General features: G+C 60.9%; 16 protein-coding genes. 8 read left to right on the top strand and 8 right to left on the bottom strand.

Features of this window, described 5'->3' with window-relative positions:
- Positions 1–126: 126 nt before the first annotated feature.
- The 6 genes from cmk to ACWHXT_RS08655 all read right to left on the bottom strand — a co-directional run bounded on the left by cmk (position 127) and on the right by ACWHXT_RS08655 (position 8,623).
- Positions 127–813, bottom strand: a complete 687-nt coding sequence (gene cmk / locus ACWHXT_RS08680; protein WP_447957957.1) for a (d)CMP kinase — start codon at positions 811–813, stop codon at positions 127–129.
- On the bottom strand, positions 810–3,101 hold the full coding sequence (locus ACWHXT_RS08675) for a bifunctional prephenate dehydrogenase/3-phosphoshikimate 1-carboxyvinyltransferase (RefSeq protein WP_447957956.1): 2,292 nt from the start codon (positions 3,099–3,101) through the stop codon (positions 810–812). The genes cmk and ACWHXT_RS08675 overlap by 4 nt, the downstream gene beginning before the upstream one ends.
- On the bottom strand, positions 3,098–4,189 hold the full coding sequence (gene pheA, locus ACWHXT_RS08670) for a prephenate dehydratase (protein ID WP_447528792.1): 1,092 nt from the start codon (positions 4,187–4,189) through the stop codon (positions 3,098–3,100). Before pheA ends, ACWHXT_RS08675 begins: the two co-directional genes overlap by 4 nt.
- A 5-nt stretch (positions 4,190–4,194) precedes the next feature.
- Positions 4,195–5,298: a 3-phosphoserine/phosphohydroxythreonine transaminase gene (serC, locus tag ACWHXT_RS08665; protein ID WP_447957955.1), complete on the bottom strand. Its 1,104-nt coding sequence runs from the start codon at positions 5,296–5,298 to the stop codon at positions 4,195–4,197.
- Entirely contained in the window at positions 5,282–8,002 is a 2,721-nt protein-coding gene (gyrA, locus tag ACWHXT_RS08660; protein WP_447957954.1) for a DNA gyrase subunit A, read from the bottom strand. Before gyrA ends, serC begins: the two co-directional genes overlap by 17 nt.
- 189 nt (positions 8,003–8,191) lie before the next feature.
- The gene (locus ACWHXT_RS08655; protein WP_447528789.1) at positions 8,192–8,623 is read right to left on the bottom strand and encodes an acyl-CoA thioesterase; all 432 of its coding nucleotides are present in this window, start codon (positions 8,621–8,623) and stop codon (positions 8,192–8,194) included.
- 179 nt (positions 8,624–8,802) lie between these two features.
- Between ACWHXT_RS08655 and ACWHXT_RS08650 the strand changes: the two genes are divergently transcribed.
- From ACWHXT_RS08650 to nth, 6 genes are all read left to right on the top strand, one after another.
- Positions 8,803–9,741 carry a recombination-associated protein RdgC gene (locus ACWHXT_RS08650; RefSeq protein ID WP_447896083.1) on the top strand — a complete coding sequence of 313 codons (939 nt, stop codon included), beginning with the start codon at positions 8,803–8,805 and terminating at the stop codon, positions 9,739–9,741.
- 65 nt (positions 9,742–9,806) lie between these two features.
- Complete coding sequence (locus tag ACWHXT_RS08645; protein WP_447929067.1) at positions 9,807–10,988, top strand: 1-acyl-sn-glycerol-3-phosphate acyltransferase; 1,182 nt, start codon at positions 9,807–9,809, stop codon at positions 10,986–10,988.
- A 126-nt stretch (positions 10,989–11,114) separates the two neighbouring features.
- Positions 11,115–11,396, top strand: coding sequence for a hypothetical protein (locus tag ACWHXT_RS08640; protein ID WP_447528786.1), 282 nt, complete (start codon positions 11,115–11,117; stop codon positions 11,394–11,396).
- Positions 11,397–11,515: 119 nt separating this feature from the next.
- Positions 11,516–13,552 (top strand): methionine--tRNA ligase, encoded by a 2,037-nt coding sequence (gene metG, locus ACWHXT_RS08635; RefSeq protein ID WP_447957953.1) that lies wholly within the window; start codon positions 11,516–11,518, stop codon positions 13,550–13,552.
- Positions 13,553–14,551, top strand: a complete 999-nt coding sequence (locus ACWHXT_RS08630; RefSeq protein WP_447957952.1) for an RnfABCDGE type electron transport complex subunit B — start codon at positions 13,553–13,555, stop codon at positions 14,549–14,551.
- Positions 14,548–15,183: an endonuclease III gene (gene nth / locus ACWHXT_RS08625; protein ID WP_447929064.1), complete on the top strand. Its 636-nt coding sequence runs from the start codon at positions 14,548–14,550 to the stop codon at positions 15,181–15,183. The genes ACWHXT_RS08630 and nth overlap by 4 nt, the downstream gene beginning before the upstream one ends.
- 4 nt (positions 15,184–15,187) lie before the next feature.
- Here the strand turns inward: nth and ACWHXT_RS08620 are convergent, their stop codons facing one another.
- Positions 15,188–16,261: a tRNA-queuosine alpha-mannosyltransferase domain-containing protein gene (locus ACWHXT_RS08620; RefSeq protein ID WP_447957951.1), complete on the bottom strand. Its 1,074-nt coding sequence runs from the start codon at positions 16,259–16,261 to the stop codon at positions 15,188–15,190.
- A 319-nt stretch (positions 16,262–16,580) separates the two neighbouring features.
- Between ACWHXT_RS08620 and ACWHXT_RS08615 the strand changes: the two genes are divergently transcribed.
- Complete coding sequence (locus tag ACWHXT_RS08615) at positions 16,581–18,533, top strand: exonuclease domain-containing protein (RefSeq protein WP_447929062.1); 1,953 nt, start codon at positions 16,581–16,583, stop codon at positions 18,531–18,533.
- Between the two features lie 145 nt (positions 18,534–18,678).
- The gene (locus tag ACWHXT_RS08610) at positions 18,679–19,899 is read left to right on the top strand and encodes an EAL and HDOD domain-containing protein (RefSeq protein ID WP_447929061.1); all 1,221 of its coding nucleotides are present in this window, start codon (positions 18,679–18,681) and stop codon (positions 19,897–19,899) included.
- On the opposite strand, the gene ACWHXT_RS08605 is transcribed toward ACWHXT_RS08610, so the two are convergent.
- On the bottom strand, positions 19,896–20,222 hold the full coding sequence (locus ACWHXT_RS08605) for an HlyU family transcriptional regulator (protein ID WP_447957950.1): 327 nt from the start codon (positions 20,220–20,222) through the stop codon (positions 19,896–19,898). The genes ACWHXT_RS08610 and ACWHXT_RS08605 overlap by 4 nt on opposite strands.
- Between the last annotated feature and the right edge of the window lie 13 nt (positions 20,223–20,235).

Raw genomic sequence — 20,235 nt, 5'->3', positions numbered from 1 at the left:
AATGTAACTCAGCTTTCAGGGGTGTTAACGCTGGTTAGACCTGACCGGGCTCTCTGATATGAACGATCATATGAATTGCCGCCCTGCCATGTCGTGACACCTTCCCAAAAACGCCGCAAGGGAGAGTCAGTTTGCGCTTGCAAGCCCTTTCTCAGCGAGCAAGCGAGTTAGCTGATCAACCACTTCCGGTATACTCAGGCGTGTGGTATCAAGCGTAATGGCATCATCTGCCGGCTTGAGAGGAGCCACACTGCGCTGCGTGTCGCGTGCATCGCGTACCTGAATCTCCTTTAAAAGACTCGAAAGACTAGCATCCACGCCGGCTTCCTGCAACTGCTGATGCCGTCGACGGGCACGCTCCTCGGCGCTGGCGGTTAGAAACACCTTTAAAGGCGCATCGGGAAATACCACCGTTCCCATGTCCCGCCCATCGGCTACCAGGCCCGGCGCTTTACAAAAGTCGCGTTGGCGCTCCAGGAGCCCTTGGCGCACGCCGGGAAGCGAAGCCACCCGTGAAGCCCGCTCGCCGGCCTGCTCGGTGCGAATGGTGAGCGTGACGTCCTCGCCTTCCAACAGTGTACGCGGGGTACCGTCTGTCACGGGAAAGGCGACATCGAGTTCTGCTGCCAGGCGCTTGAGGCCGTCTTCATCGTCCAGCGCCACGTCGTGTTTGGCCGCCGCCTGGGCGGTGAGTCGGTAAAGCGCGCCGCTGTCCAGCAGATGCCAGCCAAGGCGCTCGGCGAGCAGACTGCTGATCGTGCCCTTGCCGGCCCCGCCGGGGCCGTCGATAGTCAGTACCGGGATCGATATCATGGCTCGCGTACCTCCTCGGCGCTCATGCCGATGCGTTCCAAAAGCGTCAAGAAGCCCGGAAACGACGTGGCCACGTTGGCGCAGTCGTTAATGACGATCTCGCTCGAGGCGCGCAGACCCGCTACGGCAAACGCCATGGCAATACGGTGATCGCCCAGGCTATCGACCGTGCCGCCGGCGTAGTTTGGCGATGCGTCCGCTGACAACTGGCCGCCAACGATATCGATACCGTCTTCCACCACGGTGTGCTCGACGCCCAGAATGGCAAGGCCGTCGGCCATGGCCTGGAGTCGGTCGGACTCCTTGACGCGAAGCTCCTCGGCGCCGCGCAGCCGGGTCGTACCCCTGGCATTGGCCGCGGCGATAAACAGCGCCGGAAACTCGTCGATGGCGAGTGGCACCTGGTCGACCGGAATATCGACACCCTCGAGCGGCGCGTAACGAATGCGAATATCGGCGACCGGCTCGCCGCCTACTTCGCGCTCGTTTTCAAACGCGAGATTAGCGCCCATCAGCGTCAGGATATTGATGACACCAATACGGGTCGGGTTCATCCCCACGTGCTCGAGGGTAATGTCCGAGTTTGGGGTAATCGCCGCAGCGACTAAAAAGAACGTGGCCGACGAAATATCCGAAGGGACGTCGATGGGCCCGGCGGTGAGCTCATGCCCGCCTTCCAGCCAGCAAGTATCGCCTTCACGGTGTACCGGGTAGCCAAAGCCGTTGAGCATGCGCTCGGTGTGATCGCGGGTCGGCGCGGGTTCGCGCACGCGGGTTTCGCCTTCGCTGTAAAGCCCCGCCAGCAGCAAACAAGATTTGACCTGGGCACTGGCCATGGGCATATCGTAATGAATGCCCTGCAGTTTGGCGCCACCGCGGATGACCAGCGGCGGGCGCCCGCCCTCGGCGGTTTCAACCGCCGCGCCCATCAAACGCAGCGGCTCTGCCACGCGGCCCATGGGGCGTTTGGTCAGCGACTCGTCCCCGGTGAGCTCGCTATCGAACTGCTGGCCCGCCAAAAGCCCGGCAAATAGCCGCATGGCGGTACCCGAATTGCCCACGTAAATCGGCCCGGCCGGTGCCTTGAGCCCGTGAAGCCCCACGCCGTGAATCGTCACGCGCCCCTGGTGCGGGCCTTCGATGGCCACGCCCATTTCGCGAAACGCCTGCAGCGTGGCCAGGCTGTCCTCGCCTTCCAAAAAGCCCTTTACCTCGGTCACGCCCTCGGCCAGCGCCCCCAGCATGATCGAGCGGTGGGACATGGATTTGTCGCCGGGCACCCGCAGCCGGCCCTGGGCCTGGCCACCGGGTTTTACACGGTAGGTAACATTTGCGTGAGACTGCATATGGTATTCCGCCTGATAACTGGTTTTACTAAGTAGGGTGCCAAAGTAGTGCCGCGCGTGGCTGGCCCGGTCGAAGGTGGCAATGAGCGCGTCGCTATCGCCCTGCTCGATCGAGCGGCGAAGACTCGCCAGACCCGCCTCGAAGTCATCGAGGGAGGCCAGCACCGCTTCGCGATTGGCGATGAAGATATCGCGCCACATGACCGGGTCACTGCCGGCGATGCGGGTAAAGTCGCGAAAGCCACCGGCGGCGTAGCGGAAGATTTCCATCCGCTCGTCCTGACGGGCCAGCGTATCCACCAGGGAAAATGCCAGCAGGTGCGGCAGGTGGCTGGTACGCGCCAACACCTGGTCGTGGCGCTCGACACTCATTTCGAGCACCTCGGCGCCGCAGGTCTGCCAAAGCGCAGCGACTCTGGAAAGCGCTACGGGGTCGGCGTTGGGTGCCGGCGTCAGGATGACCTTATGATCGATAAAAAGCGTCGGGTTGGCCGCCGCCACGCCGCTTTTCTCGGACCCGGCGATGGGGTGGCCGAGCACCACGTTAGCAGGCAGTTCGCCAAAGACCCGCACCACGCAGTCGCGAATCGTGCCCTTGGTACTGCCGACATCGGTGATCACTACGTCGGGAGATGCGCTATACAAGCCCTCCTTAAGCGTTGCCAGCACCGTCTCCATGGCCAGCACCGGCACCGCCAGCACGATCATCGAGACGTTATCCAGCAGCGTTTCGAGATGGCGACCGCCGCCGTCGATCAGCCCCATCTCGATGCCCAGCGCAATCTCGCTATCACTGGGGTCGCAGGCCAGAATCTTGCCATCAAAGCCTTGCTGCCTAAGCGCAGCCGCAAGCGAGCCGCCCATCAGGCCAAGCCCGACGATCAATAACCGCGGCTCTCGAAAGCCCCCCTGGCTTTTCAAAGAGGATTGCCGATCGATCACATTACGCCCTGGGGGTAGGAGCCCAAAACACGCAGCTCAAGCGCGCGCTGTTTGACTTCCTCGAGCACAGAGGCAACGCCGGGTTCGTCGCAGTGGCCTCTGAAATCGATAAAGAAGACGTAGTTCCACGCCCCGGTGCGCGAGGGGCGTGTTTCGATACGGGTAAGGTCGATACCGTGACGATGAAAGGGTTCGAGCAGGTCGTGAAGCGCGCCGGGCTGGTTGCGCATGGCCACGACCACCGAGGTTTTATCCTCGCCGCAGCTGGGCACGCCTTCGCTACCGATGATCAAAAACCGTGTCGAGTTGTCCGGACGGTCCTCGATTTTTTCCGCGATATGCGTAAGCCCATAGAGCTTGGCCGCCATATCACCGGCAATCGCGGCGCTGTGCCACTCGGTCTTGACCAGCTTCGCCGCTTCGGCGTTGGAGGCGACCGGCACCCGCTCGGCGTGAGGAAAGTGAGCGTCGAGCCACTTGCGACACTGACCAAAGGATTGCGGGTGGGAGTAAATACGCGTGACCTTATCGCGACGGGTATTCTCGCTGACCAGCAGGTGGTGATGAATGCGCAGAACGACCTCGCCGCAAATCTTGATCGAGGAGTCGATAAAGGTATCGAGGGTGTGATTCACCACCCCTTCGGTGGAGTTCTCCACCGGCACCACGCCATAGTTCACCGCGCCCGCCTCGACCTCGCGAAAAACTTCGTCGATGGCTGCCATGGGCAGACTGACGGCGCTGTCGCCAAAGTGCTTGAGCGCTGCCTGCTGGGTGAAGGTGCCTTCCGGGCCCAGGTAGGCGACCTTGATGGGTTTCTCCAGCGCCAGACACGCCGACATGATCTCTCTGAAAAGCCGCGCCATCTCTTCGTCATCGAGCGGGCCTTCATTGAGCGACATGATGCGGCGCAGTACCTGGGCCTCACGCTCGGGCCGATAAAACACCGCGTTCTCGTCATCCACCAGCTTGACTTTGGCCACTTGCTGGGCGCAATGGGCACGCTCGCTGATTAAACGCACGATGTCCTCATCGAGCTGGTCGATGCGTTGGCGCAGCTCGTCCAAATTGATCGGCGTATCTGACATGAATCCTAGCCCTTTCGTTGTTCGAAATCGTGCATGAACGCAATGAGCGCGTCCACGGCGGCTTCCGGCACGGCGTTGTAGAGACTTGCGCGCATGCCGCCCACGCTGCGGTGGCCTTTCAGGTTCAATAGCCCGGCCGCTTCGGCCTCACGCAGAAACACCCCATCGAGGGCGGCGTCGGCCAGCACGAACGGCACGTTCATGCGCGAACGATTGCGCTTGGCGATCGGGTTGGAGTAGAAGTCGCTTTCGTCGATGGCGCGGTAAAGCTTGTCGGCTTTACGCTGATTGAGCGCATCCATCGCCTCGAGCCCACCTACCTCGTCTTTAAGCCACTCGAAGACGAGCCCCGAGAGATACCAGGCGTAGGTCGGCGGCGTATTGACCATGGATTCCGCTTCGGCGAGCTTTTGGTAATCAAACAGCGAGGGGGTCACGGCCTGGGCGCGACCCAACAGGTCGTCGCGCACGATCACCAGCGTCAAACCCGCCGGGCCGATGTTCTTTTGGGCGCCGGCGTAGATGACACCGAAGTCGCTGACGTCGAGCGGCCCGGACAGAATGCTCGAGGACATATCGCAAACGAGTGGCACGTCCGCACCGTCCTGGCGTTTGAGCGCGGGGGTGTAATCGAATTCTAGCCCGCCGATGGTTTCGTTGGCCGTATAGTGCAAGTAGGCGGCATCAGCACTCAAGGCAAGGCTCTCGAGCGTAGGCACCTCCAGGTGCCCATTCGCTTCGCTGCTGCCCGCCACATGGCAATCAAAGCCCAGCTGTTTGGCTTCCGATAGCGCCTTTTTCCCCCAGATACCGGTCTGGATAAAATTAGCGCTGCCGCCACGACCTAATAGATTCATGGGCAGCATGGCGAACTGCAGGCTTGCGCCACCCTGTAAAAACAGCACCCGGTAATTATCCGGAATGCCTAAAAGGCCCCGTAGATCCGCCTCGGCCTTATGGGCAATGGCAACGAACTCATCGCTTCGATGACTCATCTCCATCACCGAAAGCCCGCGCCCTTGATAATCGAGCATTTCTTGCTGGGCGCGCTCTAAAACGGCGGTGGGCAGGGCCGCCGGCCCTGCGCAGAAGTTATAGTGACGTGTCATCGTGCCCGCTTTCCTCCTCGCCGCTATTGATCGCCTCCTCCGGCGCTTCGCCCTCTTCGCCTGGCTCTTCGAGCGGCAGCTCAGCGGGCTCGTCGACACGCACGGTTTTGACCAGCTTCTCCTCTTTACCCAGACGAATCAACATGACGCCCTGGGTGTTACGCGAGGTGGTCGAGACCTCTTCGACACGGGTGCGCACCAGCGTGCCGCGGTCGGTGATCAGCATCATTTCATCGCAGTCGTAGATCTGCATGGCGGCCACTAACGCGCCGTTACGCTCGCTGGTCTGCATGGCGATCACGCCCTGGCCGCCGCGTCCGCGCAGCGGAAACTCTTCTAGCCGCGTACGCTTGCCGTAGCCTTTTTCACTGGCGGTGAGAATGTAGATCTGCCCTTCCGCCTGAGGCTCGACCTGGGCCGCCGCCTCTTCACCGGTTTCGGTTTCGGTTTCGCTATCGGTTTCCGAGTCGATCTGCTGGCTCTTGGGAATGATCAGGCTGATCACTTCCGCGTCGCCTAGCAGGCGCATGCCGCGAACGCCGCGGGCGGTACGGCCCATGGCGCGCACGTTACCTTCTTCGAAACGGATCGCTTTGCCGTTGGACGAGAGCAGCATCGCGTGATCGCTACCGGAGGTAATCGCCGCGCCGACGAGGCGGTCGTCCTCTTCCAGGTCGATCGCAATCAGGCCGACACTGCGCGGGCGCGAGAACTGCTCGAGGCTGGTGCGTTTGACCGTGCCTTTGGCGGTGGCGAACAAGATGTAGTTGTCCGGGTTGTAATCGCGCACCGGCAAAATCGCGTTGATCGCTTCGCCTTCGTCGAGCGGCAGCATGTTGACCAACGGTTTGCCCCGCGAGCCCCGGCTGGCGTTGGGCATCTCGTACACCTTGAGCCAGTAAACCTTGCCGCGGTTGGAGAACAGCAGCACGGTGTCGTGGGTCGAGGCCACCAGCAGGTGCTCGATGACGTCTTCGTCCTTCATCGAGGTAGCGGACTTGCCGCGACCGCCGCGGCGCTGAGCCTGGTAGTCGGAAAGCGGCTGGGTCTTGGCGTAGCCCGAACGCGACACGGTCACCACCATGTCCTCTTCGGCGATCAGATCTTCCATGGAAAGATCGAGATGGCTTGCCTGAATCTCGGTGCGGCGGTCGTCGCCGAACTGGTCGCGAACAGCATGAAGCTCTTCGCGGATGACTTCCATCAGACGCTCCGGCGAGGCGAGAATCTCGGTCAGCTCCGCAATGCGCTGCAGAATCGAGAGGTACTCGTCGAGCAGTTTCTCGGTTTCGAGACCCGTCAAGCGGTGCAGGCGAAGCTCCAGAATGGCCTGGGCCTGGGCCGGCGAGAGACGGTACTCGGTGGCCGTGGTATTCAGACCAAAGCTTTCGTCGAGGTCTTCCGGCTTGCAGGAGTGGGCACCGGCACGCTCGAGCATCGCGGTGACCTGACCGGGCTGCCACACTTGTTCGAGCAGCTTCTCTTTCGCCTCAGCGGCGTTGGGTGAGGCCTTGATCAGCTCGATGACTTCGTCGATGTTCGAGATGGCAACCGTCAGGCCTTCGAGGATATGGCCGCGTTCGCGCGCCTTTTTGAGCTCGAACAGCGTGCGCCGGGTAACCACCTCGCGCCGGTGGCGAATGAACGCCTCCAGCATTTCTTTCAGGTTCAGCGTGCGCGGCTGGCCATTTTCCAGCGCCACCATGTTGATACCGAACACGTTTTGAAGCTGCGTCTGGGCGAAGAGGTTGTTGACCACCACCTCACCGGACTCGCCGCGTTTGATCTCGATGACCACGCGCAGGCCGTCCTTGTCGGACTCGTCGCGAAGCTCCGCAATCCCTTCGATGCGCTTCTCTTTGACGAGCTCGGCGATTTTCTCGATCAACCGCGCCTTGTTCACCTGGTAGGGAAGCTCGGTGATTATGATGTGATCGCGCCCGGTCTTGTCGTGGTGCTCGATGGTGTGCGCCGCGCGCACATAAATACGTCCGCGACCGGTGCGGTAAGCGTCCAGAATACCCGCGCGGCCATTGATGATCCCCGCGGTCGGGAAATCCGGCCCCGGGATGTACTGCATCAGATCATCGATGGTCAGCGTGTAGTCGTCGATCAGTGCCAGGCAGCCGTCGATCACTTCGCGCATGTTGTGCGGCGGAATGTTGGTCGCCATACCCACGGCGATACCCGACGAGCCGTTGATTAACAGATTCGGTACGCGGGTGGGCAGCACCTCGGGAATCCGCTCGGTGCCGTCGTAGTTATCGACCCAATCGACGGTATCTTTTTCCAGATCCGCCAGCAGTTCGTGGGCCAGGCGCGCCATGCGCACCTCGGTGTAACGCATGGCAGCGGCGTTGTCGCCGTCGATCGAACCAAAGTTACCCTGGCCATCCACTAGCACGTGGCGCATGGAGAAGTGCTGGGCCATACGAACGATGGTGTCGTAGACCGCGCTGTCGCCGTGGGGATGGTACTTACCGATGACATCGCCGACGACACGCGCCGACTTCTTGTACGGTTTGTTCCAGTCATTGCTCAGTTCGTGCATGGCGAAGAGCACGCGGCGATGCACCGGCTTCAGCCCGTCGCGCACATCGGGAAGCGCGCGGCCGATAATGACACTCATCGCGTAGTCGAGGTACGACTGCTTTAGCTCGTCTTCAATATTGACGGGCAAGATTTCTCTGGCGATGTCACCCATGAAAGTCAGATCCTTTGCACTGCATTGGCACTGCGAGAGTTGAAAGCGCTTTAATGCCGCCGTGTTAGAGAATCAACAGGCGGGCGCACATACCCCTCCATCATACCACCGCATAAGCACCAAGGGCAGTCAGAGAGCGCGTTAAGGGTAGACTCATCAACGCGCCGGGATCATTTGCGAATGAAAAGCTTAAGCGAAGGCTTCTTTATCGACCCGGAGCCGGTCGAGCACCTGGTACACATCGCCTTCTATGGCGCTTGCCTTGTTCGATTTTATATCCAGCAGCACGAAAGTAAGATCCGCCTGGGCGACGACTTTGCCGTCGGCGCGTTGGATACGGTGGTGGCAGCGTGCGCTGCGCTCGCCCACCTCGGTAATCCCGGTGAGCACGGACAGGTCGTCGTTCTGCACCGCCGCGTTTTTGTAATCGATATTGAGATTGACCACTACAAAAGCGCGCCCGGCCTCGTGCAGCTCGCGAATCAGGTCCTTGTGGTCGTCGAAAAACGCCCAGCGTCCCTCCTCCATGAACTCGAGATAACGGGCATTATTGACGTGGCCGTAGCCATCCAGGTGGTAGCCACGTACGCGAAGATCGACACGGGTAATCGAAGACGACATAAAAAATCCTTATTGAATTAAACAACGCTTGAAAAGCGCCAGCGAGCAAACATGGGTTTTAAACGCACATTTAAATACCGGCCATTTAACGTAGGCAATAAAGGCGCTTTAGTGCAAGAGGCTGGCAGGACGGGCAGCGTTTCGCCATAATGTGCCCCCTTTTGGATAGGATTGGTGATATGTGGTTTAAGCACCTGCACTTGTATCGTCTACACGGCGAGTTCGAGCTCGATGCCAGCGCGCTTCAGAGCGCACTCGAGCCCCACGCCGCCAGGCCTTTGGGCGGCGCCGATGCCCGCAGGCTTGGGTGGACAGCGCCGGCAGGCCGCTTGGGCAGTGGTCAACTGCTCCACGAGATCCAGGGTCACCGCCTGCTGAGTGCGCTGCGCCAGGAACGCCTGCTTCCGGCTTCCGTGGTCAAGGAAGAGCTCGACGAGAAAGTCGCCGATATCGAGGCCGCCGAGGCGCGTAAGGTGACCCGCAAGGAGAAAACCACGCTCAAGGAGCAGATCACCGAGGAGTTGATGCCGCGTGCCTTCGTACGCAGCCAAAAAGTCGATCTTTGGTGGGATACCAGGCGCAACATGATCGGTATCAACGCAAGCTCGCGCACTCGCTGCGAGGAGATTCTCGATCTTCTACGCGAAACGCTAGGCACGCTGAAGGTGACCCCGGTCAACTCGCAAACCCTGCCGATTCGCGCCATGACGACCTGGCTTGGCGACGCCGCGAGCCGCCCGGCGGATATGCAGCTAGGCGATCAGGTCGAGCTCAAGGCCAAGGGGGACGACGGCGTCCTGCGCGCCCGCCAGGTCGATCTCGACAGCGACGAGATTCAAAACCTGCTGGAGAGCGGCCGCCAGGCAAGCAAACTTGCCATCGGCCTCGAAGGTCGGTTACACCTGGTGCTACACGACGACCTGGCGCTCAAGTCGCTGCGCTTTGGCGATGCCCTGATCGAGGAAGCGGATCACGCCGACGACGGCGACGACGCGCTTGCCCGGCTTGAAACCGACTTCATCCTGATGGCGCAGTCGCTTTCAGAAGATATCGCCCGGCTACTCGAATGGCTAGGCGGCGAGGCCCAAAAAGAGCCCGCCACGACCGACCAGGCCTGACGCGCGTCGTTGGGTTAGAATGGCGGTATCACCCTCGATTTGGCTCACTCTTACAAACGGATCGCATGACTGACCAACATCACGCTCTCAACGACGCCTCGTCCGATGATCCCTGGGCGGATATTCGCCCTTACATGGATCACGAGGTGAAAGACGTGCTCACGCGGCTGAGTCGCGACAGCGAGCTACTCGATGCGTTAACCCGGTTCAAGCTGCCCCGTCTTGCCAAGTGGGCGCCGGCGCTTGCGCGCATGATCGCTGGGCGCACGGTGCGCCGCGAGGTCGAAAACGTTGCCTCGGTTCGCGATTTTCAAATGCGTATCGCCGGTTACATGGAGCGCATGATACGCACCACGACCGACGCCTTCGAGGTCACCGGGCTCGAGAAGCTCGACGCGAATAGCGCTTACCTGTTCATCGGTAATCACCGCGATATCTCGCTGGACCCGGCCTTCGTCAACTACGCGCTTTACGCCGCCGGACGCGACACCGTGCGCATCGCCATTGGCGACAACCTGCTCAAAAAGCCCTACGTCACCGACCTGATGCGGCTCAACAAGAGCTTTATCGTGCCGCGCAGCGCGCGAGGCAAGCGGGCGATGCTGGCCGCTTACCAGAAGCTTTCGGGCTATATTCGCCACTCGATCACCGGCGACAACCACTCTATCTGGATGGCCCAGCGCGAAGGACGGGCCAAAAACGGCATCGATCGTACCGACCCGGCCATCATCAAGATGTTGACCATGGCGAGTCGTAGCGATCCGGGCGATTTCGTTTTCGGCGAAGCGATCGCCGAGCTCAAGCTCGTGCCGGTGTCGATCAGCTACGAGTACGACCCCTGCGACGTGCAAAAGGCCCAGGAACTGCATGACGTGGCCACCCTTGGCAGCTACGCGAAAAGCGAGTTCGAGGATATCCGCTCGATCGTGGCGGGTATTACCGGTACCAAGGGCCGCGTGCAGCTGCGCTTTGGCCAGCCGCTAGACGCGGACATGGCGACCCCGGACGAAGTCGCCGCCGAGATCGACCGCCAGGTGATCGGCGGCTACCGGCTATTCCCCAGCCACTACCTGGCCCTGGAAGCGCTCGGTGAGGCGCCGGAGCTGGTGGCGCGCAAGGCCATTACCCGGGAAGACCGGGCACGCTTTGCAGAGCGCCTGGCCTCTGTGCCCGAAGAACTGCGCCCTTATTGGCTCAACCAGTACGCCAACCCGGTAAAACACAAGGCCGGCCGGCTACGCCTTTAAAACGCGTGCGCGGCCCACGCCTTGCCCGCGCACGGCTCATGCCGAGCCTGTCAAAAAGTGCTAAGGTCAAGGCATTCACTGTTTGGTTCAGGCTTGGCTTTTAGCCCAAGCCTCAAGGAGCGCACCATGTCGGCATCCGAAATTCAAAAAACTCGCGTAATCAACGAGCTACGTGGATTTATCCGCAAGCTTCTACAAGACCCGGATATCCTACTGCAGTCGCTCGCCGTGGCTCGCCGGGAACTTGCCGAAGGCTCCAGCCCCGCGGCGATGGCGCGCATCGCCAACGAAGTATCCGGCACGACCAGCGTGCATATCCCCGAAGACCCCGCCGAGCACTCCGAAGCGGACAAACTCTTTTTAGAGCTTTTGCGGGAAGTCGTGCAGGAGGAGCAGGCGCTTTACTAGCGCCGGTCTTGCGCTGACAAGAGGCGCCCGGCCCTCACTGGCGAACGACGTTATCGGCGAAGTGCACTCACCCTTCGCCGACTTTATTTGTTACAAGCTAATCGGAAGTATTCCAAACCATGTCAAACACTGCCCCGCGCGATATTTTGGTGACCAGCGCCCTCCCTTACGCCAACGGTGATATCCACCTTGGTCATCTGCTCGAATATATCCAAACCGATATCTGGGTGCGCTTTCAAAAAAGCCGGGGCCAGCGCTGTTTTTACGTGTGCGCCGACGACGCCCACGGCACCGCCATCATGCTGCGCGCCGAGCAGGAAGGTATTACCTCCGAGGCGCTGATCGAGCGGGTCTCCAATAATCACCAGGCGGATTTCGCCCGCTTTGGCGTGGGCTTTGACAACTACCACTCCACCCACTCGGCAGAGAACCGCCACTTTAGCGAGCAGATCTACACGCGCCTGCGCGACAAGGGCCATATCGCCACCCGCGATATCGAGCAGATGTTCGACCCGGTCAAGGGCCTCTTTCTTGCGGATCGCTTCATCAAGGGGACCTGCCCCAAGTGTCATAGCGATGACCAGTACGGCGATAACTGCGAAAAATGCGGCGCGACCTACACGCCGGCGGAACTGATTGATCCGGTATCGGCGATCTCCGGCGCCAAGCCCGAGGTGAGAAGCTCGACCCACTACTTCTTTAAGCTGCCCGAGTTCAGCGAGTTTCTGCAGAACTGGATCAACGACGGCCACGTGCAGCCGCAAATTCGCAACAAGCTAATGGAGTGGTTCGAGTCCGGCTTCAACGAGTGGGATATCTCCCGGGATGCGCCCTACTTCGGCTTTGAAATTCCCGACGCGCCGGGCAAGTATTTCTACGTTTGGCTCGACGCGCCGATCGGCTACCTGGCCAGCTTCAAGAACCTTTGTGAGCGCGAAGGCATCGACTTCGACAGCTTCTGGGAGAAGGACTCCACCGCCGAGGTGTATCACTTCATCGGCAAGGATATCGTCTACTTCCACGCGCTTTTTTGGCCGGCGATGCTTCACGGCGCCGACCTGCGCACCCCCACCGCGGTGAACTGCCACGGCTTTTTGACCGTGGACGGCGCCAAGATGTCGAAATCCCGCGGCACTTTCATCAAGGCCGCCACCTACGCGGATTATCTCAACCCGGAGTACCTGCGCTACTACTTTGCCGCCAAGCTGAGCGCTGGGGTCGATGATCTCGACCTGAACCTCGACGACTTCACCGCCCGGGTCAATTCGGATCTCGTCGGCAAGGTGGTCAATATCGCCAGCCGCTGCGCCGGGTTCGTGAAGAAGCTCGGCGGCGGTACGCTCTCAGCGCACTGCGCCGAACCGCAGCTGGTAGAGCGCTTCGTTGACGCAGGGGATGAGATCGCCCGGGATTATGAGGCGCGAGAATTCGGCCGCGCCATGCGCAAGATCATGGAGCTTGCCGACGAAGCCAATACCTACATCGCCGATAAAGCCCCCTGGGCGCTGGCCAAGCAAGACGGCCGCGAGCAGGAAGTACTGGACATCTGCTCGGTGGGCATCGATTTGTTCCGCCAACTGATGGTGTATCTGGCGCCGGTCGTGCCCACCATGGCCGGTGAGGCTCAGCGCTTTCTCAACGTCGACTCCCTCGACTGGGAGAGCCGCCGAGCCCTTCTGACCGGCCACACTATCGAGAAATTCAAGCCGCTGATGACGCGCATCGAGCGTGACAAGATCGACGCCATGATCGAGGCCTCGAAAGAAGACCTCGTGGAAGAGCAGAAACTCAAGGAATCCGCCAAGGGGCCGCTTGCTGACGACCCCATCGCGGCGGAAATCAGCTTCGACGACTTCACCAAGGTCGACCTGCGCATCGCGCGCATCGCGAAAGCCGAGTACGTCAAGGGCGCGGACAAGCTATTGCAGCTCACCCTGGATTTGGGCGGTGAAACCCGCAACGTATTTTCCGGCATCCGCAGCGCCTACTCGCCGGAAGCGCTCGAAGGCCGCCTGACCGTGATGGTCGCCAACCTGGCGCCACGCAAGATGCGCTTTGGCATGTCCGAAGGCATGGTACTGGCCGCCGGCGACGATGAAGGGATCTATCTAATGTCGCCGGACAGCGGTGCCAAGCCGGGCCAACGGGTGACTTGAGTGGCTGCTAGTGCGCTCATCGATGCCATCGACGCCGAGCTTCCGCAAACCCAGTGCGGCAAGTGCAGCTATAACGGCTGTCGCCCCTACGCCGAAGCCATCGTAGCGGGTGACGCTATCAACCGCTGCCCGCCCGGCGGCGTCGAGACCCTAAACCGGCTGGCCGAACTCACCGGCCGGGCCACGCTGCCGCTGGAGCAACCGCCCCAGCCACCCACGCTTGCGCTCATCCGTGAGGATGAGTGCATCGGCTGCACCAAGTGCATTCAGGCCTGCCCGGTGGATGCGATCGTCGGCGCGGCCAAGCAGATGCATACGGTCATCGAGGACGAGTGCACCGGCTGCGAGCTCTGCGTGGCGCCCTGCCCGGTAGACTGCATCGACCTGGTGCCCCACCCGCAGTGGCAGGCCGCGAATACCGACGCCGAGCAAACCGCTTACCTGGAGCATCGCGCCATCAAAGGGCGCGAGCGCTTCATCGCGCGCAACCAACGCCTGGCCGCCCAGGCCGAGGCCAAACGTCAGCGGCGCGCACAGCGTAGCGCCGCCAAACCGTTGGAGGCGCCTAAAAAGGAGACCCCAACCGCCTCGCTCGCCTCGCCCAGTGCGCTGCGAGCCAACCGCGCGCGCCAGGCCGCCGCCCTCAAACGCCTCGAGCGTAAGCTTGAAACCGAGCAGGATAGCGCCAAACGCGACGAGCTTGCCGCCAGCCTCGAGACCCAACGCCGGGCGCTAGAGGCGCTCGACGCGACCCTGAATGAAGCAAACGCCGGCGAGCCAGCCACCGCACAGACACAAAGCAGCGCTACGCGGCGCCATCAAAAACGCATGGCACTAAAAGCCGCCGAGCAGTCGCTACGCCACGTGCGCCAGCAGCTAAGCCACGCCAAGCGCCAGGGAACGGCCGCCGACGTCGCGCGGGTCGAAGAGCAGTTGCACCAGGCCCAGCAGGTGGTAGATGCGGCCCATCAGGCGCTCGAATCGGAAACGTCCTCATGAACGCCAACAAGCGCTTTGAAATCTTTAGCCGGCTCCAGGCCGACAACCCCCACCCCACCACCGAGCTCAACTGGCGTACGCCGTTCGAGCTGCTCGCCGCTGTGCTGCTCTCGGCCCAGTCGACCGACGTCGGCGTGAACAAGGCCACGGCGAAGCTCTTTCCCGCCGCCAATACGCCCGGCCAAATCATCGCCCTCGGCCTCGAGGGTTTGAAAGAGCACATCAAGACCATCGGGCTCTATAACACCAAAGCGCAGAACCTGATGAAGACCTGCACGCTTTTGGTAGAGCAACATGACGGCGAAGTGCCCCGCACCCGCCAGGCGCTGGAAGCACTGCCCGGGGTAGGCCGCAAGACCGCCAACGTCATTTTGAATACCGCCTTCAATGAACCGACCATCGCGGTGGATACCCATATTTTCCGGGTCTCCAACCGTACCGGCATCGCCAAGGGCAAGGATGTCGTCGAGGTCGAGCAAAAGTTGATGCGCCACGTCCCCCGCCCGTTCATGAAGGATGCCCACCACTGGCTGATTCTTCACGGCCGCTACACTTGCGTGGCGCGCAAACCGCGCTGCGGCAGCTGCATCATCGAAGACCTGTGCGAGTACAAGGAGAAAGTCGAGCTTTGAGCGGCTACTCGCTCGTTGCTGGCGGCCCGTACAAAAGCGCCTGGTAGCGCGCCTGCCACTGGGGCCACTCCCAGGCGTGGCTATCCAGCCGCTTTGGGCGGCGCTCGGGGTCGGTTAGCCACGTTTTTAAACGCTCATAAAGCCCCTGGGGCGTTCCATCGTAGCGGTATGCTTGCGGGTAGAGCTCGGGAAAGCAGAGCCGGTCGGGCACCAGCGGCCGTGCGCCCTGCTGGGCGGCCTCCATGATCGCCAGGCCCTGGAACTCGTGCCAGGTCGTGGAGACCACGATGCCGCCTTGCTCCAAAAGCTGCCGGTATTTTGAAAGCTCGAGCGCGCCCCAGCACACGATATGCTCTTTTAGGCGCGTTTTCGCCTCGTCGAAAATGGCCGGCTCGTCGCGAAAGCGCTGGCCTACCACCGCAAGCTCGAAGGCCACTCCCGCCTCGCTTAGCTTGAAAAGCACGTTAAAGAAGTCGTCCGGGTTCTTGTCATACTCCCAGCGGTGATTCCAGATAATCCGCTTTGAAGGCGACCCTCCCGTGGCGGTTTGCTCAAGCGGCGCAATCGGCACCGGCAACACCCACGCGCGGCGTCGAAGCGCCTCCAGCGGCGCGGCGGCGGGCAGGTTATCCGGCATCTTTTTCAAAAATGCCCGGGCGCCGTCGATGAACGAGTCCCGGTTATAGGCCGAGTTGAATACGATTTCATCTGCGCCAAGCGCTGCGTAGAGATTGACCATCATCGCTTCGACGTGATGCTGCTGGGCGCTCGACGGTGGGTAGGCAAACTGGTTTTCGTGAAAGTAAACGATCTTCCGCGCCCGCCCAAGGTGAGGAAAAAGCCCGACCAATGTGGCCAGGTCCACCACAGAGGTGGCCAGCACCACATCATAAGACTGGCTCAGCGTGGCGTGCTCTTTGAGCCACCAGCTCATGGGATTACCGCGAATGCGCCAGGCAAAGTGGCGTGGCGCCAGGCTAAGCCGTGTCCAGTCCAGATCATCAAAGCGCGCGATCAACTGGTCTGCCCAGTAGCGGTGGCTAACCGCCTCGTAAGCCGAGAGTAACAGTACCCGCATTTAAAACCCTGTTGGCTAAGCGCTTGCCAGGCCCTGCCTGAACGATACCCGTACCGCCGGCTTTTCGGACAAGCCCTGAAGACCCGCCAGTATATCAACTCGCTTCGCGCCACAAAGCACTAAAGAGAACGGCTGTTTGCACCAAGGTCGCCTAGGCGGATAGCGCGTATCTACATAGACTTCCAACAGCTTAAACTTCCAACAGCCGGGTTCGATACGCCGGCGCCCAGCCACCTTCGCCGACAAAGGACTCAGCGCTTGTCTATTTATTTGTTACGTTTAGCGCTTTCGAGCGCCAGCCGCCACGCGGGCGCTGACCATGGTTAAAGGCCTGCCTACACCCCAGCGGCTGGTAGGGCTCTGGCTGCTGCTCGGGGGTATTAGCCTGTTGGGCGGCGCCGTGTTCGCGGCCTGGCTCGACAGCCAACTTGTGCTTCCGCCCCTGCCGCGGGCGCTTATGTGGCTGTGCGCGCTGTCCGGCGGGGTCACGCTCTTGACGGTGGGCTATGGGCTCGAGCGCTTTTTGCTGACGCCGCTGCGCACCCTTCATGGCGAGCTTGCCAAACTGCTGGCCCACCCGGATAAAACCATCGAACCCCCGAGCGGCTGGCTTGCAAGCCTGGGGCCGGACGTGAGCCAGATCGCCGAGCAGTGGCGCGTCGACCGGGCTCGGCTGCAAAGCGCGCGCCAGGAAGGAGCACAAGAAACCGCACGGGTTCGCCGGGAACTCGAAAACCTGTTACAGCGCCTGGCCACGCCCATTCTGGTGTTCGACCAGCACCGTCGGCTGTTACTTTTCAATCAGGCGGCGGAGGCGCTTTTCGTCTCGCCCTACTGCCTGGGACTGGGCAAAGAGCTCAAGAGCCTGATCCCCGACCCGGCGCTTGGCGCACGCTTCGACGCGTTGATGGCGGCCCCCGCCTCGAACGGGGATTTCTCCCGGGAAGTGCTAACGCGCCAAACCGAGCGCATCCTGTCGGTTAGCTTAACCCGGCTTGCCCATTCCACCGGTGAAATCGTCGTAACGCTCAAGGATGTGACCCGCGCCTGGCAAAACGAGCTGGGGGTGCGAAAAAACATCAATACCCTGCTGCAGGGCATCGAGCAAACCACGCCGCCCGCGGCGCTTGGCGAGTTGAGAGCGCTGTGGCAAGACCCGGATTTCGTCAACGAGCGGCTGACCTCGATCTGGTCGAACGCGTTCTGGCAGGCGCTGGACGAACAGCTGGATCCGGCACGCCCCCTGATAACGCCCATCGGCGTGCCCGGCTGGTTCAAGGGCCACCAGCCATCGCTCATCGCCCTGTTCGATACGCTGGTTAAAAAGCTGCACGGTGAGCTGCCCCGATGCGGCTTCGAAGGCGAGCTGATCAACACCCACGACGGCGTTTGGCTCGCTTTCATCTGGCGGGGGCTTGCCATCGAGGCGACAACGCTAACGAACTGGCGAAACGAAGTCATCGAGACGCTGCCCCTGGCGCCCAGTGTCGAGGACGTCCTGCTCATTCACCAAAGCACGCTCTGGAGCGAGAACGACGCGGACGGCAAGCACGCCAGGCTATGCGTATCGTTCAAGCGCTCGCGCCGCCAGAGCGCTCCCAGGCCGTCTGCGTCTCCCCGCCCGGAGTTTCATGACTTCGCCATCGCCGATCAAACACCGGCGGCGGCGCCGTTCGAGCGCGCCCTGGAGCAGCTCGATATCGTGGCCTTCGACACCGAAACGACGGGGCTCGACCTTCGCGGCGGCGATACGCTGTTAAGCCTTGGCGCCTGCCGAATCGTCAACAACCGGCTGCTCGCCAACGACGTGTTCGACCGCTACATCAACCCCTTTCGCCCGATCCCCGCCGCGAGCACCGCCATTCACGGCATCCGCGACGACGACGTACGAAACGCACCGGCTGCAAGCGTGGTGCTCGATGCGTTTAATGCCTACACCCAAAACGCCGTGCTACTGGCGCACAATGCCTCGTTCGACCTGCTCGCGCTGAGCCAAGCGGGCGCCAGGCCGACCCAGCCGGTGCTGGATACACTGTTGATTTCCAAAGCGTTGGACAGCGCGCTATCCGGCCACGACCTGGAGTCCCAGGCCAAGCGCTACGCGCTGGCAATCCCCCAGGACGCCCGCCATACGGCGCTGGGCGACGCTCAGCTAACCGCCGAGCTTTGGCTTTCGATGGTTACTCGGCTAAAAGCGCGCAACATTCATACGCTCGCCGAGCTTCTCGTTTTCCAGGCGAGCGCCCTGGACCGCCAGGACGGTAGTTTATAGACGTTCTCTAATTTCGAGCCGAGGGTTAAAAGCCACTTTGCTTGCAAATTCGCTGGTTCGTTCGCTGTAGGGTAACTAGCACGGGGGGAGAGTTTAAGCTAACATTCCCGGCCACACAGGCCATATAATTGGGAGCCATAAGTTAATGCCAAGCAGCGCACTCGATGTGGCTTCCAAAAGCTATACGATCGCACTCCAGCCTATCGTCGATGCCCATCTCAACCACGTCGCCGATGAGCTACTTTATCGTGGTCATTTCAACGACCGGGAAGCGCATATCGATGACGACGTACAGGCAACCGCCCGGGCCTGCGCCGTCGCTATTTACGAAATAGGCTTAAACAAGCTTTGCGGCACGCGCAAACTGTTCATCAATGTCTCCGAACAGTGGCTTCTCAACCCGGACCTGCACGCGCTCCCGGCCAATCAAGTCGTGCTCGAAATTCTTGAAACCACGCCGCCCACGCCGGAAGTCAAGCAAGCCCTGGCGGGGTTGAAAGCGCAGGGCTACACGCTGGCCATCGACGACTTCCAGACGGACCAAAATCACGAATCGCTGTTGCCTTATTGCGACATTATCAAACTGGATATTTCATCCGGTATTTCAAACGAAATGATCGCATCGCTCAAAGCGCACAATGTCACGCTTTTGGCCGAGCGGGTGGAGACCCAGGAGGAGTTCGAGCATTTCAAAGCGCTTGGGGTCTCGCTTTTTCAGGGCTATTTTTACGAGCGCCCGACCACCCAAAAAACGCGCAACATCCGCCGCTCATCCCCAAAAGCCTATCAGCTGCGGCTCATCGCGAAACTCTATAAGCCCGATGTCAGTATTTCGGAAATCCGGTCCCTGATTGCTCAGGACCCGAGTATGGTCGATGCAGTATTAAGGCGCACCAACTCGGCATGGTATGCGCTCGCGCAGCCCTCTTATAAGCTCAATAGCTGCATTCAGCTTCTGGGTATTAACGAGCTGAGAATGATGGTGACGATTATCCTGCTCGCTAATAATAGTCCGGCCAACAAGCTGAACCTGATTAACGGCCTGACCAAGGCGCTGGCCTGCGAGCAAGTCGCGCGCAAAAGAAAACTGGACGACGAAGAAGGGTTCATACTCGGGCTCTTATCGCACATGCCGATCATTTTGAATATCGATCTAAGCACGCTGATGAAAGAGATTTCGCTGGGCCCCATGTTTTTTGAGGCGCTGGTCGAGCGCAAGGGCGCAATGGGGATGCTGCTCAATGATGTGGAGTCCGCCGAGAGTGGCAACCTCTTGAACGGGCTTTCGGACTCTCTTTTGCTGGGAGCCGCTGCACAAGCCCGGTCCCTGGTGGATAACACTCTAAACAGTAGTGCCAAATCCTAAACGTTAGGGTCTCTTGCGTGGCGCGGGTCGGGGTCGAACATCGCCTCGCCAACCTCGTCGATATAGCGCTTGGCCTTGGTCACCATCATGTCGTCGCAGGCCTGGCGCGCGGGCAGCATGTCCGAGCGCTCGAAGCGGTGCTCACGGGTTTGACCATCATCGCACGCCTTGCTGATAGTGCCGCTCACCCGGTACTGGCCGCTTTGCGGGTCCGGCGTCGAGACGATGGCGTACTCCTTGTACTGAACGGGCTCGGCGGGCGACACCCCGGCGGCGGGTTGATCGCCGCTGCCCGTTAGAATCGAAAGCAGTTTTTTAAACATGGCGCTATCCTGA

The sequence above is a fragment of the Vreelandella halophytica genome, from assembly GCF_968193635.1.
This window is presented reverse-complemented; position numbering and strand designations above follow the sequence as displayed.